The following is a 14347-nucleotide window of genomic DNA, read 5'->3' as shown; positions in this document are numbered from 1 at the left end:
TAACGATTTTTGAATGAATATACCGTACTTTTATCAAGTTTATGAATATTGGAACTGTTTTTTAGGTGAAAAGCTGCGTTCCCACGCGGAGCATGGGAACGAGTTTTGGATTAAAGCGAGCTTTGATTATGAGCGTTTTAGAAAAGCAGTTTGATGCCGACTGAAGCAATCCAGTCTTCTTCGCTTTCATGGGCATTTCTGGCGATAGACGCCGTTCGACCAAATTTACGTTCGTATTTCAGATCCAGATAAGGCACGATTTTACGGGTGATTTCATAAAACAGTTTGATACCCAATTCGCCCTGGCTTAAACCTCTGCCTAAATCCTGGCGTTCAACGTTCTGAGCAGTGAAGTCCAGTTGATAGTAGGGTTCAAAGCCAAAACGCTGGGTGAACAGCAGATGATTTTTCTGTTTCAACCGGGCAGTGACATCGCCATAATCACTGATAAACAGATGTGCCTGTGTTTCAAACAGATAGGGTGCCAGCCCATTAAAACCCAGCGTTAAATACCGGGTGGATTCAGGTTGGGTATCTACACGCAGACCAAGCTGAGCATCCCAGAAATTATGCACATTCCGGCTATATAACGCCCAGACTTCACTCTCTTCCAGCTTGCCTTTGTGGCCTTCCAGTTCACCTTTCAGCCAGAGTTTGTGGGTATCACCACCGATCCAGCCATCCCATTCAATATGGGTTTTATCACCTTTACTGCCACCGCCATGTTGTGCTTCAAACCATAAGGCATGGAACAACTGAGATTCATGGCCATGATCGCCATGCTGATGTTCTTCGGCATGGCTGGTAGAGATAAGCAGACTTAATACTAGCGTGAAAACCAGTTTGGATTTAGTGATGATCATGATGACCTCCCATGTCGTGATGTGCTGGATGAGAGGCGGGCAAATCGTCATCATCAAATTCGGCGACGACCACCGTAGACATCATACCTGCAGACATGTGATAAAGAAGATGACAATGAAACGCCCATTCGCCGGGTTCATCAGCGGTCAGGAGTACGGAATATTCGGTGCCTGGTGCCACATTTACGGTGTGTTTGTTGGGTAACTTTTCACCCGGTTGACCATTTTCCAGCTGCACAAACATGCCATGCAGATGCATCGGATGCGCCATCATCGTTTCATTTTTAAAGATCAGCCTGACCCGTTCACCATAATTGAGTTTGATCGGCTCAAACCCCGGATCACCGAATTTATGGCCATTTAAGGTCCAGATAAATCGCTCCATGGTGCCGCCCAAGGTCACCACAATTTCCCGTTCCGCAGGACGCAGATCGGTTTGTGTGCCAAGTGCTCTTAAATCACTATATTGCAACGCTTTATGACCTTCTGGCGTACTGGCATCCGCCCAGCCACTTTGCATTTCGGCGGATTTATCTTGCTGCATGGCTTGATGATCACCACCATGCATATCGTGACCGCTATGATCCATCGAATCATTCTGGTTCATCTGATGATCACCATGATCCATATCATGACCCATATCGGCCATGGTTAATAAGGAACGTGGTCGATGTGCAGGAATCAGTCCTTTCATGCCTTCTCGAGGAGCCAGAGTGCCCAAAGCGAAACCAGTTCGATCAATTGATTCAGCAGCGATGGTATAGGCCTGATCCGCCTGCGGCGTGACAATCACATCGTAGGTTTCAGCAACGGCAAAACGAAATTCATCAACCGTAACCGGCTCGATATATTGCCCATCAGCCTGAATAACGGTCATTTGCAGACCGGGTATCCGCACGTCATACATCGACATGGCCGAGGCGTTGATAAAGCGTAATCGAACACGTTCACCTGGTTGGAAAATGCCGGTCCAGTTTTGATCATTGGTTTGACCATTCACCAGAAACGCATCGTACCGAACATCCGCCAGATCGGTTGGTGACATTCGCATCTGTCCCCAGGCGCTTGCATCCTGCCAGGCGGAAGCTAAGCCGTGCTCGCGTACTTCACTGAAAAAATCCCCAACAGTACGTTGTGAATAATTGTAAAAATGCGGGCTTTTTTTCAGATTACCAAGAATTTTCTGACCGGTTTCATTACTGAAATCAGAAAGCAGCACCACATAATCCCGATCAGCTTGAACCACTGGTTCATCTTTGGGGTGAATAATCAGTGCGCCGTAATGACCATCCTGTTCCTGTAACGCACTATGCGCGTGATACCAATAGGTACCATTTTGACGAAGGGTAAACCGATAGGTGAAGGTTGCCCCGGCTTTGATGGCTTCATAACCACCCAGTCCCGGCACACCATCCATTTCAGGAGGCAGCAGTAATCCGTGCCAATGAACCGAAGTTGGCTCATCCAGTTTGTTCACCACATGGATAACCGCTTCATCCCCTTCGGTAAACTCCATAATCGGGCCGGGAATGCCACCATTCACGGTGATGCGTTCTACTGTTTTGCCAGTGATATTGACCAGTTCACGGTCTATGACCAGTGTGTATTCCGTCACGCCAGCAATGGCTGCGGTATGGAATATTGCAGCTGATAACAGCATCAGCCAGCGACTAAATTGTTTCATGAGATCTATCCTCAAAGTGTTTCGATTGGGTATCCGTAGATACCACTTACAACAGGAGGATTAGCTTCGCGGCGGACGTTCGAATTGGGGAGGGTTTTGACTCACAAGCTGCTCAGCAGTAATTGCCAAACGGCTTTGCGAATAAAGGGAGGCCATAAAAATCGGTTGAAAACCTAACACACCAGAAGCATGGCAGTTCGCTGCAGCACACTGACAATTGTCACTGGCGCAATGTGAATTGGTAGCGTGTTTTGCTTGAGGTTCAGCATCGGAATGACAATCATGCTGTTGCTCGCTCATCTCATGATGCACAGCCATATCATTATTTGCTGCATGCGCAGCAGGCATCAGCATCGACAGCATAAACAAGCCGATAAGCAAATAATGAAAAAGAGACTGTGGTTTTGTCATTAAACAATTACCAATAAATAACGTTTGGTTAGACACAGGATAAGCCAAAAGTTTTTGTTATGCCAAAACTCTAGAGATAAAACATTATAGTGAGAAACACATCCTAATACTTATTCAACTCTGCCTATTTTACCTAGCGGTTCAAATCAATTTTTTTCACTCAATAATCTTTTTTGCAATACTACGTCAATGACGTATATTTACCATTAAATTGAACATCCTCGCTCATATCTTGAAATCCACTCGTGAGGTAGAAAATGAGTAACGAAACCTTGAGTGCTGAAGAGCTTGGTAACAAGCTGCTCCAATCAGTCAAAGAAATGAAAGCGGGCAAAGCCGCGCGGGTCAGTCGTGTTAAGCCCAATGAAGTGGCAGAGGCGCGTAGTAAAACGGGCCTGACACAGTTAGAGTTTGCAGAAGTGCTTCATATTTCCCCACGGACTTTGCAGGAATGGGAGCAGGGGCGGCGTAAACCTTCGGGACCAGCAAAGGCGTTGATTGATATTGCATTTCGTCACCCGGAAGTGATCCGTGAAGACCTCGAAATGAGGGGGTAACACGAGTGTGTTGTCTGATTTACCTACATTTCGGTAGGCCTTATGCAGATCATTATTTATGACTGTTATAGACATGCGTGATCATTACGATTTTTCCGATTCAGTTAAGAATCCATACGCCAAGAAACTGTGAGGTAATGACCTCATAAACATGGTGTTTTGCAAGCAGGGAGGTAGCATTTTTGTTTCGTGAAGCTATAGCGAGCATTTTGGCTACGGTGCTTTTTTTCCTTATAAGTGTGCTCGCGTTGCATGCAGCATTGGATTAGGATGCCCATAACTCTTGGCATAGGGGCTTAGTCCTTTTGCCAGTTCTGTTCATTCTGGCTATTGTTATTACATGGGCGTGTGGGCGGTATCTTCTATCAAAGGGCTTAGCTAAACCAATGCACTTTATTGCTGGTGCTTTCGGGCTTACGGCAGGAGTCGTTGCGGTTCTCGTCACGCCAGCAATCGTTGTTGGTAGTGTTATTGGTTTTTTTCCTTTGGGATCGTCTATCCTCACCGATTTAGTCGTCCCCCTCATTGCAGCAGTGGCCAGTCTTCCATCCGCTTTAATCTGGTGGTGGATTGTGGCGCATAACCAGTGAATCAAGCCGACCAATTTTACTGCTGCCGCTCCAAACTTGGCAGGTTATTCAAGCGTAATTGGATATACAAATGCATAAAAGCATGATCTATGTACTACTTTTAGTTGCTGGTTCAAGCGTGGCTGAAGAGTGTCAGATGCGTGAATTTGATGTTTCTTCAGTCAAGCCTGGTCATATTTCAAGTTTAAAACACCTTGGGCACACCACCATTAGGGTGTATCACCGAACTAATGAAAATATTAACGAGCTAAATAAAAGTGCTCATATGGATTTACCTAAAAGTCTAGAGCCCTATAACACTGTTAGTTTTACTTGGCCTCAGAATTTGCCTGCTAGCAGAGCATCATGGGCATCAAAAGGGCTTAGATCGTTTAGTGATGAATATTTCGTTTATTGGGATGATTCACCTCATAATGACTGTGAATTAGGCTTGTTACATTTTCCTCCAAAATCACATCAACATCTTGCAGAATCAGAGCCAGACTATTTCGAGTTCTTGGGTGAGGATTGGCCGGGTGGATTTTTCGATGCTTGTTATGGTGTTGCTTATAATTACGCTGGTATACCCGTTTTTTCAGCTTTTTATGATTCACAAGAGCCTGATGTTCAGTTACAACTCGAAAAACGAGCCCAGTATTCCCTTCTGGTTCCAGAATATACGATTCAGAAAAACAGGCTATATTTGAAGACATGTAAATCTAACTAAGTACAACATCAGAAAGCAGATGCAGTTGCCACAATTAAATGAAATTCATATCGGGCTAATCTGTCTTGTGAATAGTCCTTTTATATAACCATGCAAACATGGCGTTTTAACCTCAATCATTTCGCCTACGACCATTCCACCTTAGAGTTGTCATATCAATAATCTATTAAAGAGATAAATGTTGGTATGAGTGATGAACCGACCAAAACAACTGATAGCGAAGAGGTGTCCGAGCCTGACAATGCCCAGACAGAAAACGAGAGCGTTGAGCAGTCGCCAGTAAATCCAAAGAAACGAATCCTACGACCCTGGTTACTGTTTGGTCTGTTTGCTTTATTAGTTGTTCTTCTGACTGTGCGTGATGACCTGCGGCAGAATGCAGCTGAAAGCAGTGAGAATGCAGTTCGTTATGTTACCTTCGATATTTTTGGTTGGTCACCAAGAGATCTTTTTATCTGGCGTTTGCGAGTGGCAGGATTGTTGGATAGCCCACTGGGGCAACGATGGACAAATGCAGTTGAGCGAGCTGGTGAGCAACCCGTGCAAGCAGCTGGTCAGTACCGTGCAACTGAAGCCTTTTCGAGTGATGAAGTTGAGGCACATGTTTATCAGGTCTCGCTTGAGCGAGGCGAAAAGCTGATATGGCAATTTTTACGTCTGGATACTGCTGATAGTCGACTTTACGCCAGCCTGGAGCGACGCGAACAAAATGCTCAAGAATGGTCAACCGTTACGGAGCTGGAAGAAGAGGACTCAACCAATAGTCAGGTAGTCTCCAAAGCGGGTGATTACCGCATCGTTCTACAACCAGAATTGTTTGCCGAAGTGGAATATTCACTGGCAATGGCCAATGGCGGTTCATTACCGTTTCCCGTAGAGGGAGCAGGGCAACGGGATATCGGCAGCCCTTTCGGTGTGGAGCGCGATGGAGGTGCCCGAAAACATCATGGCGTGGATATCTTTGCAGAAAAGGGAACACCAGTTACTGCAGTGATTGATGGCTATGTTCGAACCGGTACAGGTGCCAGAGGAGGCGAACACGTCTGGCTATCAGGCAGCATGATTGGATTCGGCAGTGCTCGTTATTATTACGCCCACCTGGATTCATTCGCGGTTGAATCCGGCGAAAGGGTTAAAAAAGGCGACATACTCGGGTATGTTGGCAACACTGGCAATGCGATTACCACACCACCGCATCTTCATTTCGGAATTTACTCAGGTGGACCGGTTGATCCAGCACCATTTCTGAAGCCAGAGCCTGTTTTACCTGATTCCTGAGCATCTGAACGGGCAGATCAAGGTGATGCTTAAACAGTATCAGTTGCATGCGGATAATACTGGGGTTGGTGAGCTAACTTTTTAAAGTGAAGCTCCCTGCTACTCGTCACAATTTGGGCGGATATGAAATTGGTTAAAAAACACGGACTACTGAGAGGATTCTGCTTACTCATTATCATGATAAGCGTGCCCGGAATGGCCCTGGCACAAATACAAGCCAACACCATCCTAAAATCGAAGTACATTTGGGGCGGTGTTCTGATGGGCGATGGTGCCGTCGTACAGGGTAATCTCAAATACACTGCTGAAAACGGTCTGTTTGTTGGTGGAATGTTCTCCACGCTGGATTTCAGTCATCTCGGTAATAACCAAATTGATGTTAAGGCGGGATACAGCGGTTCGTACGGTAGGCTTAATTACGAAACCGGGCTCGTCAGGCACGGTTTTACTGGTGATAGCCCCAACGATGAGGACGCTGGCGTGCTTAGAACTTTCTTTTCCGGTTCTCTCGGAAGCATGCATTTCATTGTGTTAAGTCCGCTTAACGATTCTAGTTGGACCTCAGCGGGTGATGTTTATGCCAATATCGGCTTTGTAAAACCCTTGCCAGCCGACTTTCGTGTTGCTGTCAGCGCAGGGGCCTATTATTTTAATGATGATGCGGTCTTTAGCGATGGCAGGGTCGCTTTTGAGAAGACGCAATCATTTGCCTTTCGCGATGCCACATTGAGTATTGAGCGTGCCATTCCTAGATTGCCATTGGATTTGGGGCTCCATTACTCAATCGGTGGCGAGCGCCAGAATGGCTTGGAACTGGACGACCATGTCTGGTTTAGCATTAACATTCGTCTGCCCTGAAACGGTTTATGTCACTTCTATGCTGAAGTGCATCCACTTTGAATGTGACTAACGGAGGATAAATCATATGTTTAACCTCAAAACGTATTTATTTGGTTTATTGGTTGTCCTGCCAAATCTCGCATTTTCAGCCGATCGTGAAGCTACCGTATGTGGATGGTTTAAAGAGCGGATGGTTTTTACAATGTGGAGTTCGATGGCTCCGAATCCAGATGCATCCAGGGTTGCCGGAAACGATCTTATCCAGAGAACAGAATTTACAACCGCTGATGACAAAGTTCTAAGAGGTTACAAATATCAGGCACAAGATGAAAACGGCCTGGCAACGCAACCTGAAGGCTACATTCTGGTGGCGTTGGGTAACGCCATGATAGCCGACCTGATGATTACCGCTTTAGAGCGCTTTTCTCAGCGAGGTTACGATGTCTATATTTATGATTACCGCGGCTACGGCGAGTCTCAAGGCAAACGCAGGATTAACGCCATCATCGAAGATTACAAAGAATTAGTGGCTCATCTGAACACACAGTATGAGAAACAGCTGCTTTATGGGATTTCGCTCGGCGGTGCTGTGATGGCTAATGTAATCGGAAGTGGAGCGCAGTTCGATCGCGCGGTGATTGACTCCAGCCCAAGCAGATTATCGCCTCACGGATGTCCAGAGCGTATCGATCCTTCAGAAAATATTCCAGTTGATGCGAATAATATCTTGGTCATAACAGGCGAAAAGGATTCTGTTCTTGGCCCCGAAATGACATCTGAGTTTAGAGATCGAGCAGAACAAAAAGGGGCTGCTGTTTTTAATGGTTCAAACTATGCACATCCTTTTATGGACAGCAGCTATGAGATACACAATGAGCGGTTAAATCGAGTTATTAATTTTCTGGATGGCAGTGAAGGCAATTGAAAGTTGATTACTTCTCTTCCTGTTTCTTAAACCAGAGTTAATGTTACCTGTTCGATAAGCATCCGAAATGGCAAATAATCTGATTTATCAACTCCTAATAACTTATTGAATTTGCCAGTAATACAAATCTGTGAAATATTCACTCCACTACATCCGCAATGGATTGGAGAAATGGAAATCACGTTATGGAAAACACACTGTCCCAAACAACATCAAATAAATCCAGCTTGATTTATCGAGTGTTATCTGAACAAGCTTCTTTTATTGAGAACATCATCCTAATACATAGAATAAATCACAACAAAACCAACCACCTATGTTGGAAAGTTTTGACTTGTCTCGCATTAAAAGTCCGTCGGCTAATAAGGGTCAACCTCACCATTAGCATGCATCTATGTTTTGGTGAAACTGAAAGTATTACTAAAAAGGGATGAGTTTTGGCTGAGCTAAAAGTTAAATTTCGATATCAACATGGTACTGCTGACACTGGCAGATTGGATTTATATAACGCTTCTGTTGCACTAAGTGGTATCGCTAGAGCAACATCTATAGTTACTCATGCATATTTAAACGGTGAGGTTAGGTCCCACGGTGAAGCAGCCCATGGCGCAGAGTTTTATATCAATACTCCCAAAAGAGGGAGCTTCACATATGAGGCTGTGATTTGGGTTGCAGGAGCAATCTCCGGAGGAGTTTTTTATGATTTTGTTAAATACTCCTTCAATGAGGCAGTGGGCAAAATTTCGCAAAATGATCAAATGTCTAGGCAATTAGCTCGGCGCATAGAGCCAACTATAGAAGAACTACCTGCTGTTCTTGAATCTCCACTATCGGATATGCATAGACCTATTCGAAAAGAACCTGTGATGGTAATGGATGTTACAAAACCACGTGGAGAAAAGATTGTTTCTTTTGATTCTGATACAGCTCTTTATTTACTGCCTCATACGGTACCTGCTCCGCATCAAATTATTGGGAACGTAACCAAATACAACAATATAACGGGCTGGGGTCGTTTTTTTGACAGGTTAGAAGCACGAACCATCTCTTTTAATATCAGCTTAAAGAGTCCAGAGGCTCAACGAGAATTGATAACGTGGTCTCAGCACGAGAATAACAGAGGCAATGAAGGGCTTCTTTATCTAAAAGCAGATGCAGTAATTACGCCGAATGACATAATTAAAAGGTACATAGTAAAAGAGGTGAGTCATACACCAATTTAAAAAACTAACAAGGCGCTCAAATTTGTTCCATGTAGGCCTGAGCATATTTGGAGCGAATGTAAAAACTAACAAGTTTTTAGTTTTTACACTGACACTAAATTACTTAGGGGCATTGTAAAACTAACCAATTTGAGTTTTTAGACTGATTCTAAATTATTTTTTGAAATGGATTAGAGAAATAGAAATCAAGTTGGCTGTCCCCTTGAATTTTAAAATAGGATTTATATGAGCATTTCATTATCAACCATGATTGAAGCGATTGACCCTGTAACTACAGTATTGTTTTTCGGTTCCGGTTCATCAATACCGTCGGGAGCGCCCAGCGTCAAAAAAATTATTGAGCGGGTTGGTCATGATTTTAATATTAATACTGAGGGATTCTCATTAACTGAAATTGCTAGTATCGCCGAAACGAGAAGATCCAGAAAAGAATTAATAGGTTGTTTAAGGACAATGTTTGGCAAAATTAACGTTACAGGCTCTATGTTGAATTTGCCGCTCTACAGTTGGAGAAATATCTACACCACTAACTACGATAAACTGGTTGAGCAGTCATATGAAAAGAAAGGGAAACCTTTATCAGTTATATCCTCAAATTATGATTTTAGAGAACAAAAATACCCTGAGGCAACCAAGTTATATAAATTGCATGGATGTATTGATAAGGATGTTTCAGACGGAAATCAAAGTAGGATAATAATATCCGAAGCTGACTATGATAATACTTCTGAATATAGAGAGTTCTTGTGGGATGCATTTAAGAACGATCTTAATGGTGGAAGTATAGTAATTATTGGCTATTCTCTCGCAGACCCGCATATTAAAGAAATTGTCGATAGAGCTATTTCAAATAACAATAAGTCATACTCTCCGGCCACCATCAACTTATTGTTATACACACAAGATGAAGATAGAGCTCTTCTGCTTGAGCGCAGAGGGGTTAAAGTTGCTTTTGGAAGTGTTGATGACTTTTTTATTGAGTTGCGTAAGAAATCAGCTCCTAGCTCTCTTGTTTATCAATCTACCGGTGACCCTCTTGATAATTACAGTGCTCTTCAGCCAGTAACGCTAAAGGTTGAAGACGAATTAAGAAATATTGATAAAAATGTAAGTGCAATGTTTCAGGGATGGCCAGCGACATATTCAGATATAAAAGCACAATTAACATTTGACCGAACAATTATTAAAAAATTGGAATCTTCAATCAATGATGATTCCAAATTAATAAATTGTCTATTGGGCGCAAGCGGGATGGGTAAAAGTACCTCAGCTAGGATGGTAGTGCTTAGGCTTAAAGATGTTGGGTATCACTGTTGGGAGCACAAGGGAATTCACAAATTACTTTTCGAAGAGTGGCGTTCAGTTGCAAATATTTTAAAGGATAGGAAGGAGCGGGGAATACTGTTTGTTGATGATGCTCATAATCATTTATTTGAAATAAATAATTTAATTGATTTACTGTCTACAGATGAAAATTTTCATCTGAAAATTCTTGTTACATCCACAAGAAATCATTGGTATCCAAGAATTAAAACCCCGAATATGTTTCTCAAAGGTAAGGATTTTATACTAAAGAAATTGGAAGAAGTTGAAGTTGAAGGTCTTTTATCCCTAGTAGAGTCACATGCTGAATTACAACCTTTAATCGAAAACAGTTTCTCAGGATTCTCAAGAACAGAGCGTAAGAGAAGGCTTGTTGCAAAGTGTGAGTCGGACACATTTGTATGTTTAAAGAACATCTTTGCTTCAGAGCAATTTGACGATATTGTTCTGAGGGAATACGCCGAGCTAGATAAAAATTTGCAAAATATATACAGACTAGTATCGGCAATGGAAAGCGCTGGTGTAAATGTTCATAGACAACTAGTAATAAGGCTTCTAGGAATATCGTCTCAGGCGGTATCAGCTTCTCTTGTAAACTTGGTTGACATTATTCACGAATATACGATAAGCGAACGCGAAGGAATATATGGCTGGCGGGGGCGGCATCCCGTAATCACTGACATTATTGCTAAGTACAAAATGTCTGATGAGGCGGAATACTTTAAATTATTTGAACTGGTTATCGACAATATAATTCCAACCTACGATGTTGAGATTAGAACAATAAAACAATTATGCTCATTTGATGTAGGCATAAGCCGTTTCCCAGATAAGCACATGAGAAATAAGCTTTTAAGAAAGATGATTTCAAAAGCTCCAGGAGAGCGTGTTCCAAGGCATCGGCTAATACGTTATTTAATTGATGTAAATGAGCTGGAAAAAGCAGAAACAGAAATTAGATTGTTTGAAAATGATTTCAAAACCGATGGGCCTCTTGAGAGATTTAAAATTGTTCTTTTATTGGCTCGGGCTGAAAAGGCTAGTGGAATACTTAGTGAAGATCGCATAGCTATTCTTGAGATGGCAAGGGAGAAAGCAGTTAAGGCTATTGATAGATATAAAAATAACAAAAATATATTAAAAACTTATTGTGATGTTGGTTTAGAAATATACAAAAAGACTAATGATTCAAGTGTATTTGACGATTCTATGCAGCAACTTAGAGACGCAGAGAAACGTATTGGTGACCCTGAAATTACGAACTCATTAATACAGTTCGAGCGGCAATACTCTTATCTTCAGTCACAAATATCAGAAGATGTTGATGGCTAAAAGGAAATCAAGGGGTCAGCCAACTTGATCTCCGAATTTGAAGTGCATTAGCCAAAAGGCATTAAAAACCCAAGACGTAAACGCCTGCTATCGTTTTGCTGTAAATCGTTTCGCAAGGCTGGCGACCCTTTGACCAAGATAGTGCGCTGTGATCAAATCTGTTTGGTGGACGTTACTATCCATAGAGTGAGCAATTAAGCCCGATTGAGCACCTAGGCGATTACGTTGTTCTGCATCGAAGTTACCAGGAATATCCAAGCTTACCCATAGCATGCCATGCTGACTCGCAAATACTTGCAGGTACTGAATTGTACTCAGTTGATCTCCACTCAAACTTGCCCCAATGGTAAAGCCAGCAGCGAGCTTGTCAGCCCAACGTTTCTCGGCCCACAGATCACCAGTTGCATCTGTGAAGGCCTTAAATTGCGAGGATACGCAGCCCATATACGTTGGTGAGCCAAAAACTATTGCATCTGCGGTGTCTAATTGCTGGAGTAGATGGCTGTTGCGATAACGTCCTTCAACAATGTCTGTACCAACAATCTCTGCCTGAATAACTTCTACATCTGACAGTGTTGACGCACCTGCAGCCACGGCCTGGGCAAGTTGCTTAGTTGTGCCAGTAGCTGAATGAAATACTATGACGATTTTCATCACACCACCTCCTGTTGTTGTTGGGCTTCACGGTTTAAATTTTGCTCGACTTGGATATCACTTAGATACATAACAAACTCCATTGATACTCAACGAATTCCACTTCAAAGCCTGCGGGGTCGATAAAGTAGACATTCTTACGAAATGGTTCGGTGACGCCTGGATTAGAAATGGCATAGCCAGCGTTAGTTAATCGGTCTATCACGGCAGCAAGATCATTGGTGACATAAGCAAAATGTGCCAGTCCCACGCTATGGCCTGTCAGATCACGGTTGGCACCTTCGCCGTTATCGCAGAAGGCAATATAGTGTTCATCGTCACCAAAGTGCAGCCATTTGCGTGGCTTGCCATACCAATCACTAAAGCCTTCATCACGTACATACCAGTGGGGAAATGCCGCGCGGTAAAACTTCAACATGGCATTAATATCAGTGACCACCAGATTTACATGCTCCAAGTACATAAAACATCTCCTTGCAATAATCGAGTCGACAGGTTAAAACCTCAACAAAGGTTGAGGTAAAGCTTTTTTTTCAAATTAAGCGAAAAAATTCAGGAGCAAAAGATGTCAGAGGCAAACTGGAGTGTCGGGGCGGTAGCAAAACGCTGCGGAGTAAAAATCAGTACCTTGCATTTTTATGAGCAACAAGGCCTCATCCAAAGCTGGCGTAATGATGGCAATCAGCGTCGCTATAAACCCGAAGTGCTAAGGCGAATCTCGGTGATAAAAGCTGCACAGAAAGTCGGTGTTAGCCTGGAAGATATTAGACAGGCATTCTTGTCATTACCGAATAAACGCACACCAACGGTTGAGGACTGGCAACAGCTTTCAAAAAACTGGCAACGCATGCTGGATGGCCGAATTGCGTATCTGCAAACATTGCGTAATAACTTGGCTGGTTGTATTGGTTGCGGCTGTCTTAGCATGACTAATTGCCCACTCTATAACCCTGATGACACACTGGCCGCATCAGGTAGCGGCCCCGTCATACTGGATCAGGCAGAGCAGGAGGCAATGACGGATACAACTGCTTTGGATAAATCGCTTGGCGATCTTGAATGTCAGAGCTAAATGAAATTTATCCGGCTATCAGTGATAAAGTCGTCATAAAAAACGAGTATCAATACATCGCTAATCATTAACGAATTTATATTGGCTTGAGGTGCAACATGGATGAACTAAAACAGAAAATTGCATTATTTATTGATGCGGATAACGCGCCCGCGAGTAAGTTTGAAGATGTTCTGAGTGAAGTAGCAAACTATGGTGTGGTGACTATTCGTAAAGCCTATGGTAATTGGAAGTCGCCGACGCTAAAGGCTTGGGAAGATCTGTTGCATGAATATGCCATTCAACCCATCCAGCAATATGATTTAACTAAGGGGAAGAATGCGTCAGATATCGCATTGGTGATTGATGCGATGGATGTGATGTATACCAAGCAAATTGACGTGATGTGTTTTGTGTCATCGGATTGTGATTTTACGCCGATGGTGACCAGAGCCTTAGCTGAAGGAAAGGTTGTATTGGGCTTTGGCGAGCGGAAAACACCGTCAGCATTTGTGAATGCGTGCTCTAAGTTTCTTTTCCTGGATCAAGCTAAGGAAATCACCAAAACAGCGGTTAAACCCAAGAACATAAAATCCGATACCAAATTGATACATTTGCTGCGGCAGGCCATTGAGGCAACCGAAGACGAAGACGGCTGGGCGGCACTGGGTCCTGTTGGTTCAAATATCTCGAATAAGACTTCGTTTGATACCCGAAATTATGGCTTTAAAAATCTTAGCAGCCTGTTTAAAGCCATTGATTTATTTGAATTAAAACGTGGCCCTGGCAATTCGTTTTTAGTGCGGAATGTACGGAATAAATAAGACGGTCTAAATCAATGCAGAGGGCTACCACTTTTCCAGTCTTTGTGGTGAGTTCTAGTTCACATTAATTTCAAAATTAATAGAGT

General features: G+C 43.1%; 14 protein-coding genes. 9 read left to right on the top strand and 5 right to left on the bottom strand.

Annotation, left to right across the window (positions count from 1 at the left end; translation table 11 throughout):
• Positions 1-137 precede the first annotated feature (137 nt).
• The 3 genes from B2W60_RS04150 to B2W60_RS04140 are packed head-to-tail and all read right to left on the bottom strand — an operon-like array spanning position 138 to position 2958.
• A complete protein-coding gene (locus tag B2W60_RS04150; protein ID WP_292362483.1) occupies positions 138-863 on the bottom strand; it encodes a copper resistance protein B in 726 nt (241 codons plus the stop codon).
• Positions 850-2547: a copper resistance system multicopper oxidase gene (locus B2W60_RS04145; protein ID WP_292362484.1), complete on the bottom strand. Its 1698-nt coding sequence runs from the start codon at positions 2545-2547 to the stop codon at positions 850-852. The genes B2W60_RS04150 and B2W60_RS04145 overlap by 14 nt, the downstream gene beginning before the upstream one ends.
• A 60-nt stretch (positions 2548-2607) precedes the next feature.
• Complete coding sequence (locus tag B2W60_RS04140; protein WP_292362485.1) at positions 2608-2958, bottom strand: hypothetical protein; 351 nt, start codon at positions 2956-2958, stop codon at positions 2608-2610.
• Positions 2959-3215: 257 nt separating this feature from the next.
• Here B2W60_RS04140 and B2W60_RS04135 point away from each other — a divergent pair, with 257 nt between their 5' ends.
• The 7 genes from B2W60_RS04135 (at position 3216) to B2W60_RS04105 (ending at position 11732) form a co-directional block, all read left to right on the top strand.
• Entirely contained in the window at positions 3216-3515 is a 300-nt protein-coding gene (locus tag B2W60_RS04135; RefSeq protein WP_292362486.1) for a helix-turn-helix domain-containing protein, read from the top strand.
• A gap of 660 nt (positions 3516-4175) precedes the next feature.
• Entirely contained in the window at positions 4176-4811 is a 636-nt protein-coding gene (locus tag B2W60_RS04130) for a hypothetical protein (RefSeq protein ID WP_292362487.1), read from the top strand.
• A 186-nt stretch (positions 4812-4997) separates the two neighbouring features.
• Positions 4998-6089, top strand: coding sequence for a M23 family metallopeptidase (locus B2W60_RS04125; protein ID WP_292362488.1), 1092 nt, complete (start codon positions 4998-5000; stop codon positions 6087-6089).
• Between the two features lie 195 nt (positions 6090-6284).
• Complete coding sequence (locus B2W60_RS04120) at positions 6285-6947, top strand: TorF family putative porin (RefSeq protein ID WP_292362489.1); 663 nt, start codon at positions 6285-6287, stop codon at positions 6945-6947.
• Between the two features lie 67 nt (positions 6948-7014).
• Complete coding sequence (locus B2W60_RS04115) at positions 7015-7854, top strand: alpha/beta hydrolase (RefSeq protein ID WP_292362490.1); 840 nt, start codon at positions 7015-7017, stop codon at positions 7852-7854.
• A 437-nt stretch (positions 7855-8291) separates the two neighbouring features.
• Entirely contained in the window at positions 8292-9077 is a 786-nt protein-coding gene (locus B2W60_RS04110; protein ID WP_292362491.1) for a hypothetical protein, read from the top strand.
• Positions 9078-9302: 225 nt separating this feature from the next.
• Positions 9303-11732 (top strand): SIR2 family NAD-dependent protein deacylase, encoded by a 2430-nt coding sequence (locus B2W60_RS04105; protein WP_292362492.1) that lies wholly within the window; start codon positions 9303-9305, stop codon positions 11730-11732.
• Positions 11733-11819: 87 nt separating this feature from the next.
• Here B2W60_RS04105 and B2W60_RS04100 read toward each other — a convergent pair whose 3' ends face one another.
• On the bottom strand, positions 11820-12386 hold the full coding sequence (locus tag B2W60_RS04100; RefSeq protein WP_292362493.1) for a flavodoxin family protein: 567 nt from the start codon (positions 12384-12386) through the stop codon (positions 11820-11822).
• A gap of 61 nt (positions 12387-12447) precedes the next feature.
• Complete coding sequence (locus B2W60_RS04095; RefSeq protein ID WP_292362494.1) at positions 12448-12849, bottom strand: VOC family protein; 402 nt, start codon at positions 12847-12849, stop codon at positions 12448-12450.
• 102 nt (positions 12850-12951) lie between these two features.
• Here B2W60_RS04095 and soxR point away from each other — a divergent pair, with 102 nt between their 5' ends.
• Positions 12952-13458: a redox-sensitive transcriptional activator SoxR gene (soxR, locus tag B2W60_RS04090; RefSeq protein WP_292362495.1), complete on the top strand. Its 507-nt coding sequence runs from the start codon at positions 12952-12954 to the stop codon at positions 13456-13458.
• 98 nt (positions 13459-13556) lie between these two features.
• On the top strand, positions 13557-14261 hold the full coding sequence (locus B2W60_RS04085) for an NYN domain-containing protein (RefSeq protein WP_292362496.1): 705 nt from the start codon (positions 13557-13559) through the stop codon (positions 14259-14261).
• Positions 14262-14347: the final 86 nt, after the last annotated feature.

Origin of the sequence: Methylophaga sp. UBA2496, assembly GCF_002341635.1 — a bacterium.
In the GTDB taxonomy this organism is placed as follows: domain Bacteria; phylum Pseudomonadota; class Gammaproteobacteria; order Nitrosococcales; family Methylophagaceae; genus Methylophaga.
The sequence above is the reverse complement of the archived record's forward strand: the minus strand, read 5'-3'. Positions and strand labels throughout refer to the sequence as shown.

What these genes read in the sequence shown, in the direction of transcription:
- B2W60_RS04150 (WP_292362483.1), bottom strand. Translation starts at nt 863, where the DNA reads ATGATCATCACTAAATCCAAACTGGTTTTCACGCTAGTATTAAGTCTG.
- B2W60_RS04145 (WP_292362484.1), bottom strand. Translation starts at nt 2,547, where the DNA reads ATGAAACAATTTAGTCGCTGGCTGATGCTGTTATCAGCTGCAATATTC.
- B2W60_RS04140 (WP_292362485.1), bottom strand. Translation starts at nt 2,958, where the DNA reads ATGACAAAACCACAGTCTCTTTTTCATTATTTGCTTATCGGCTTGTTT.
- B2W60_RS04135 (WP_292362486.1), top strand. Translation starts at nt 3,216, where the DNA reads ATGAGTAACGAAACCTTGAGTGCTGAAGAGCTTGGTAACAAGCTGCTC.
- B2W60_RS04130 (WP_292362487.1), top strand. Translation starts at nt 4,176, where the DNA reads ATGCATAAAAGCATGATCTATGTACTACTTTTAGTTGCTGGTTCAAGC.
- B2W60_RS04125 (WP_292362488.1), top strand. Translation starts at nt 4,998, where the DNA reads ATGAGTGATGAACCGACCAAAACAACTGATAGCGAAGAGGTGTCCGAG.
- B2W60_RS04120 (WP_292362489.1), top strand. Translation starts at nt 6,285, where the DNA reads ATGGCCCTGGCACAAATACAAGCCAACACCATCCTAAAATCGAAGTAC.
- B2W60_RS04115 (WP_292362490.1), top strand. Translation starts at nt 7,015, where the DNA reads ATGTTTAACCTCAAAACGTATTTATTTGGTTTATTGGTTGTCCTGCCA.
- B2W60_RS04105 (WP_292362492.1), top strand. Translation starts at nt 9,303, where the DNA reads ATGAGCATTTCATTATCAACCATGATTGAAGCGATTGACCCTGTAACT.
- B2W60_RS04100 (WP_292362493.1), bottom strand. Translation starts at nt 12,386, where the DNA reads ATGAAAATCGTCATAGTATTTCATTCAGCTACTGGCACAACTAAGCAA.
- B2W60_RS04095 (WP_292362494.1), bottom strand. Translation starts at nt 12,849, where the DNA reads ATGTACTTGGAGCATGTAAATCTGGTGGTCACTGATATTAATGCCATG.
- soxR (WP_292362495.1), top strand. Translation starts at nt 12,952, where the DNA reads ATGTCAGAGGCAAACTGGAGTGTCGGGGCGGTAGCAAAACGCTGCGGA.
- B2W60_RS04085 (WP_292362496.1), top strand. Translation starts at nt 13,557, where the DNA reads ATGGATGAACTAAAACAGAAAATTGCATTATTTATTGATGCGGATAAC.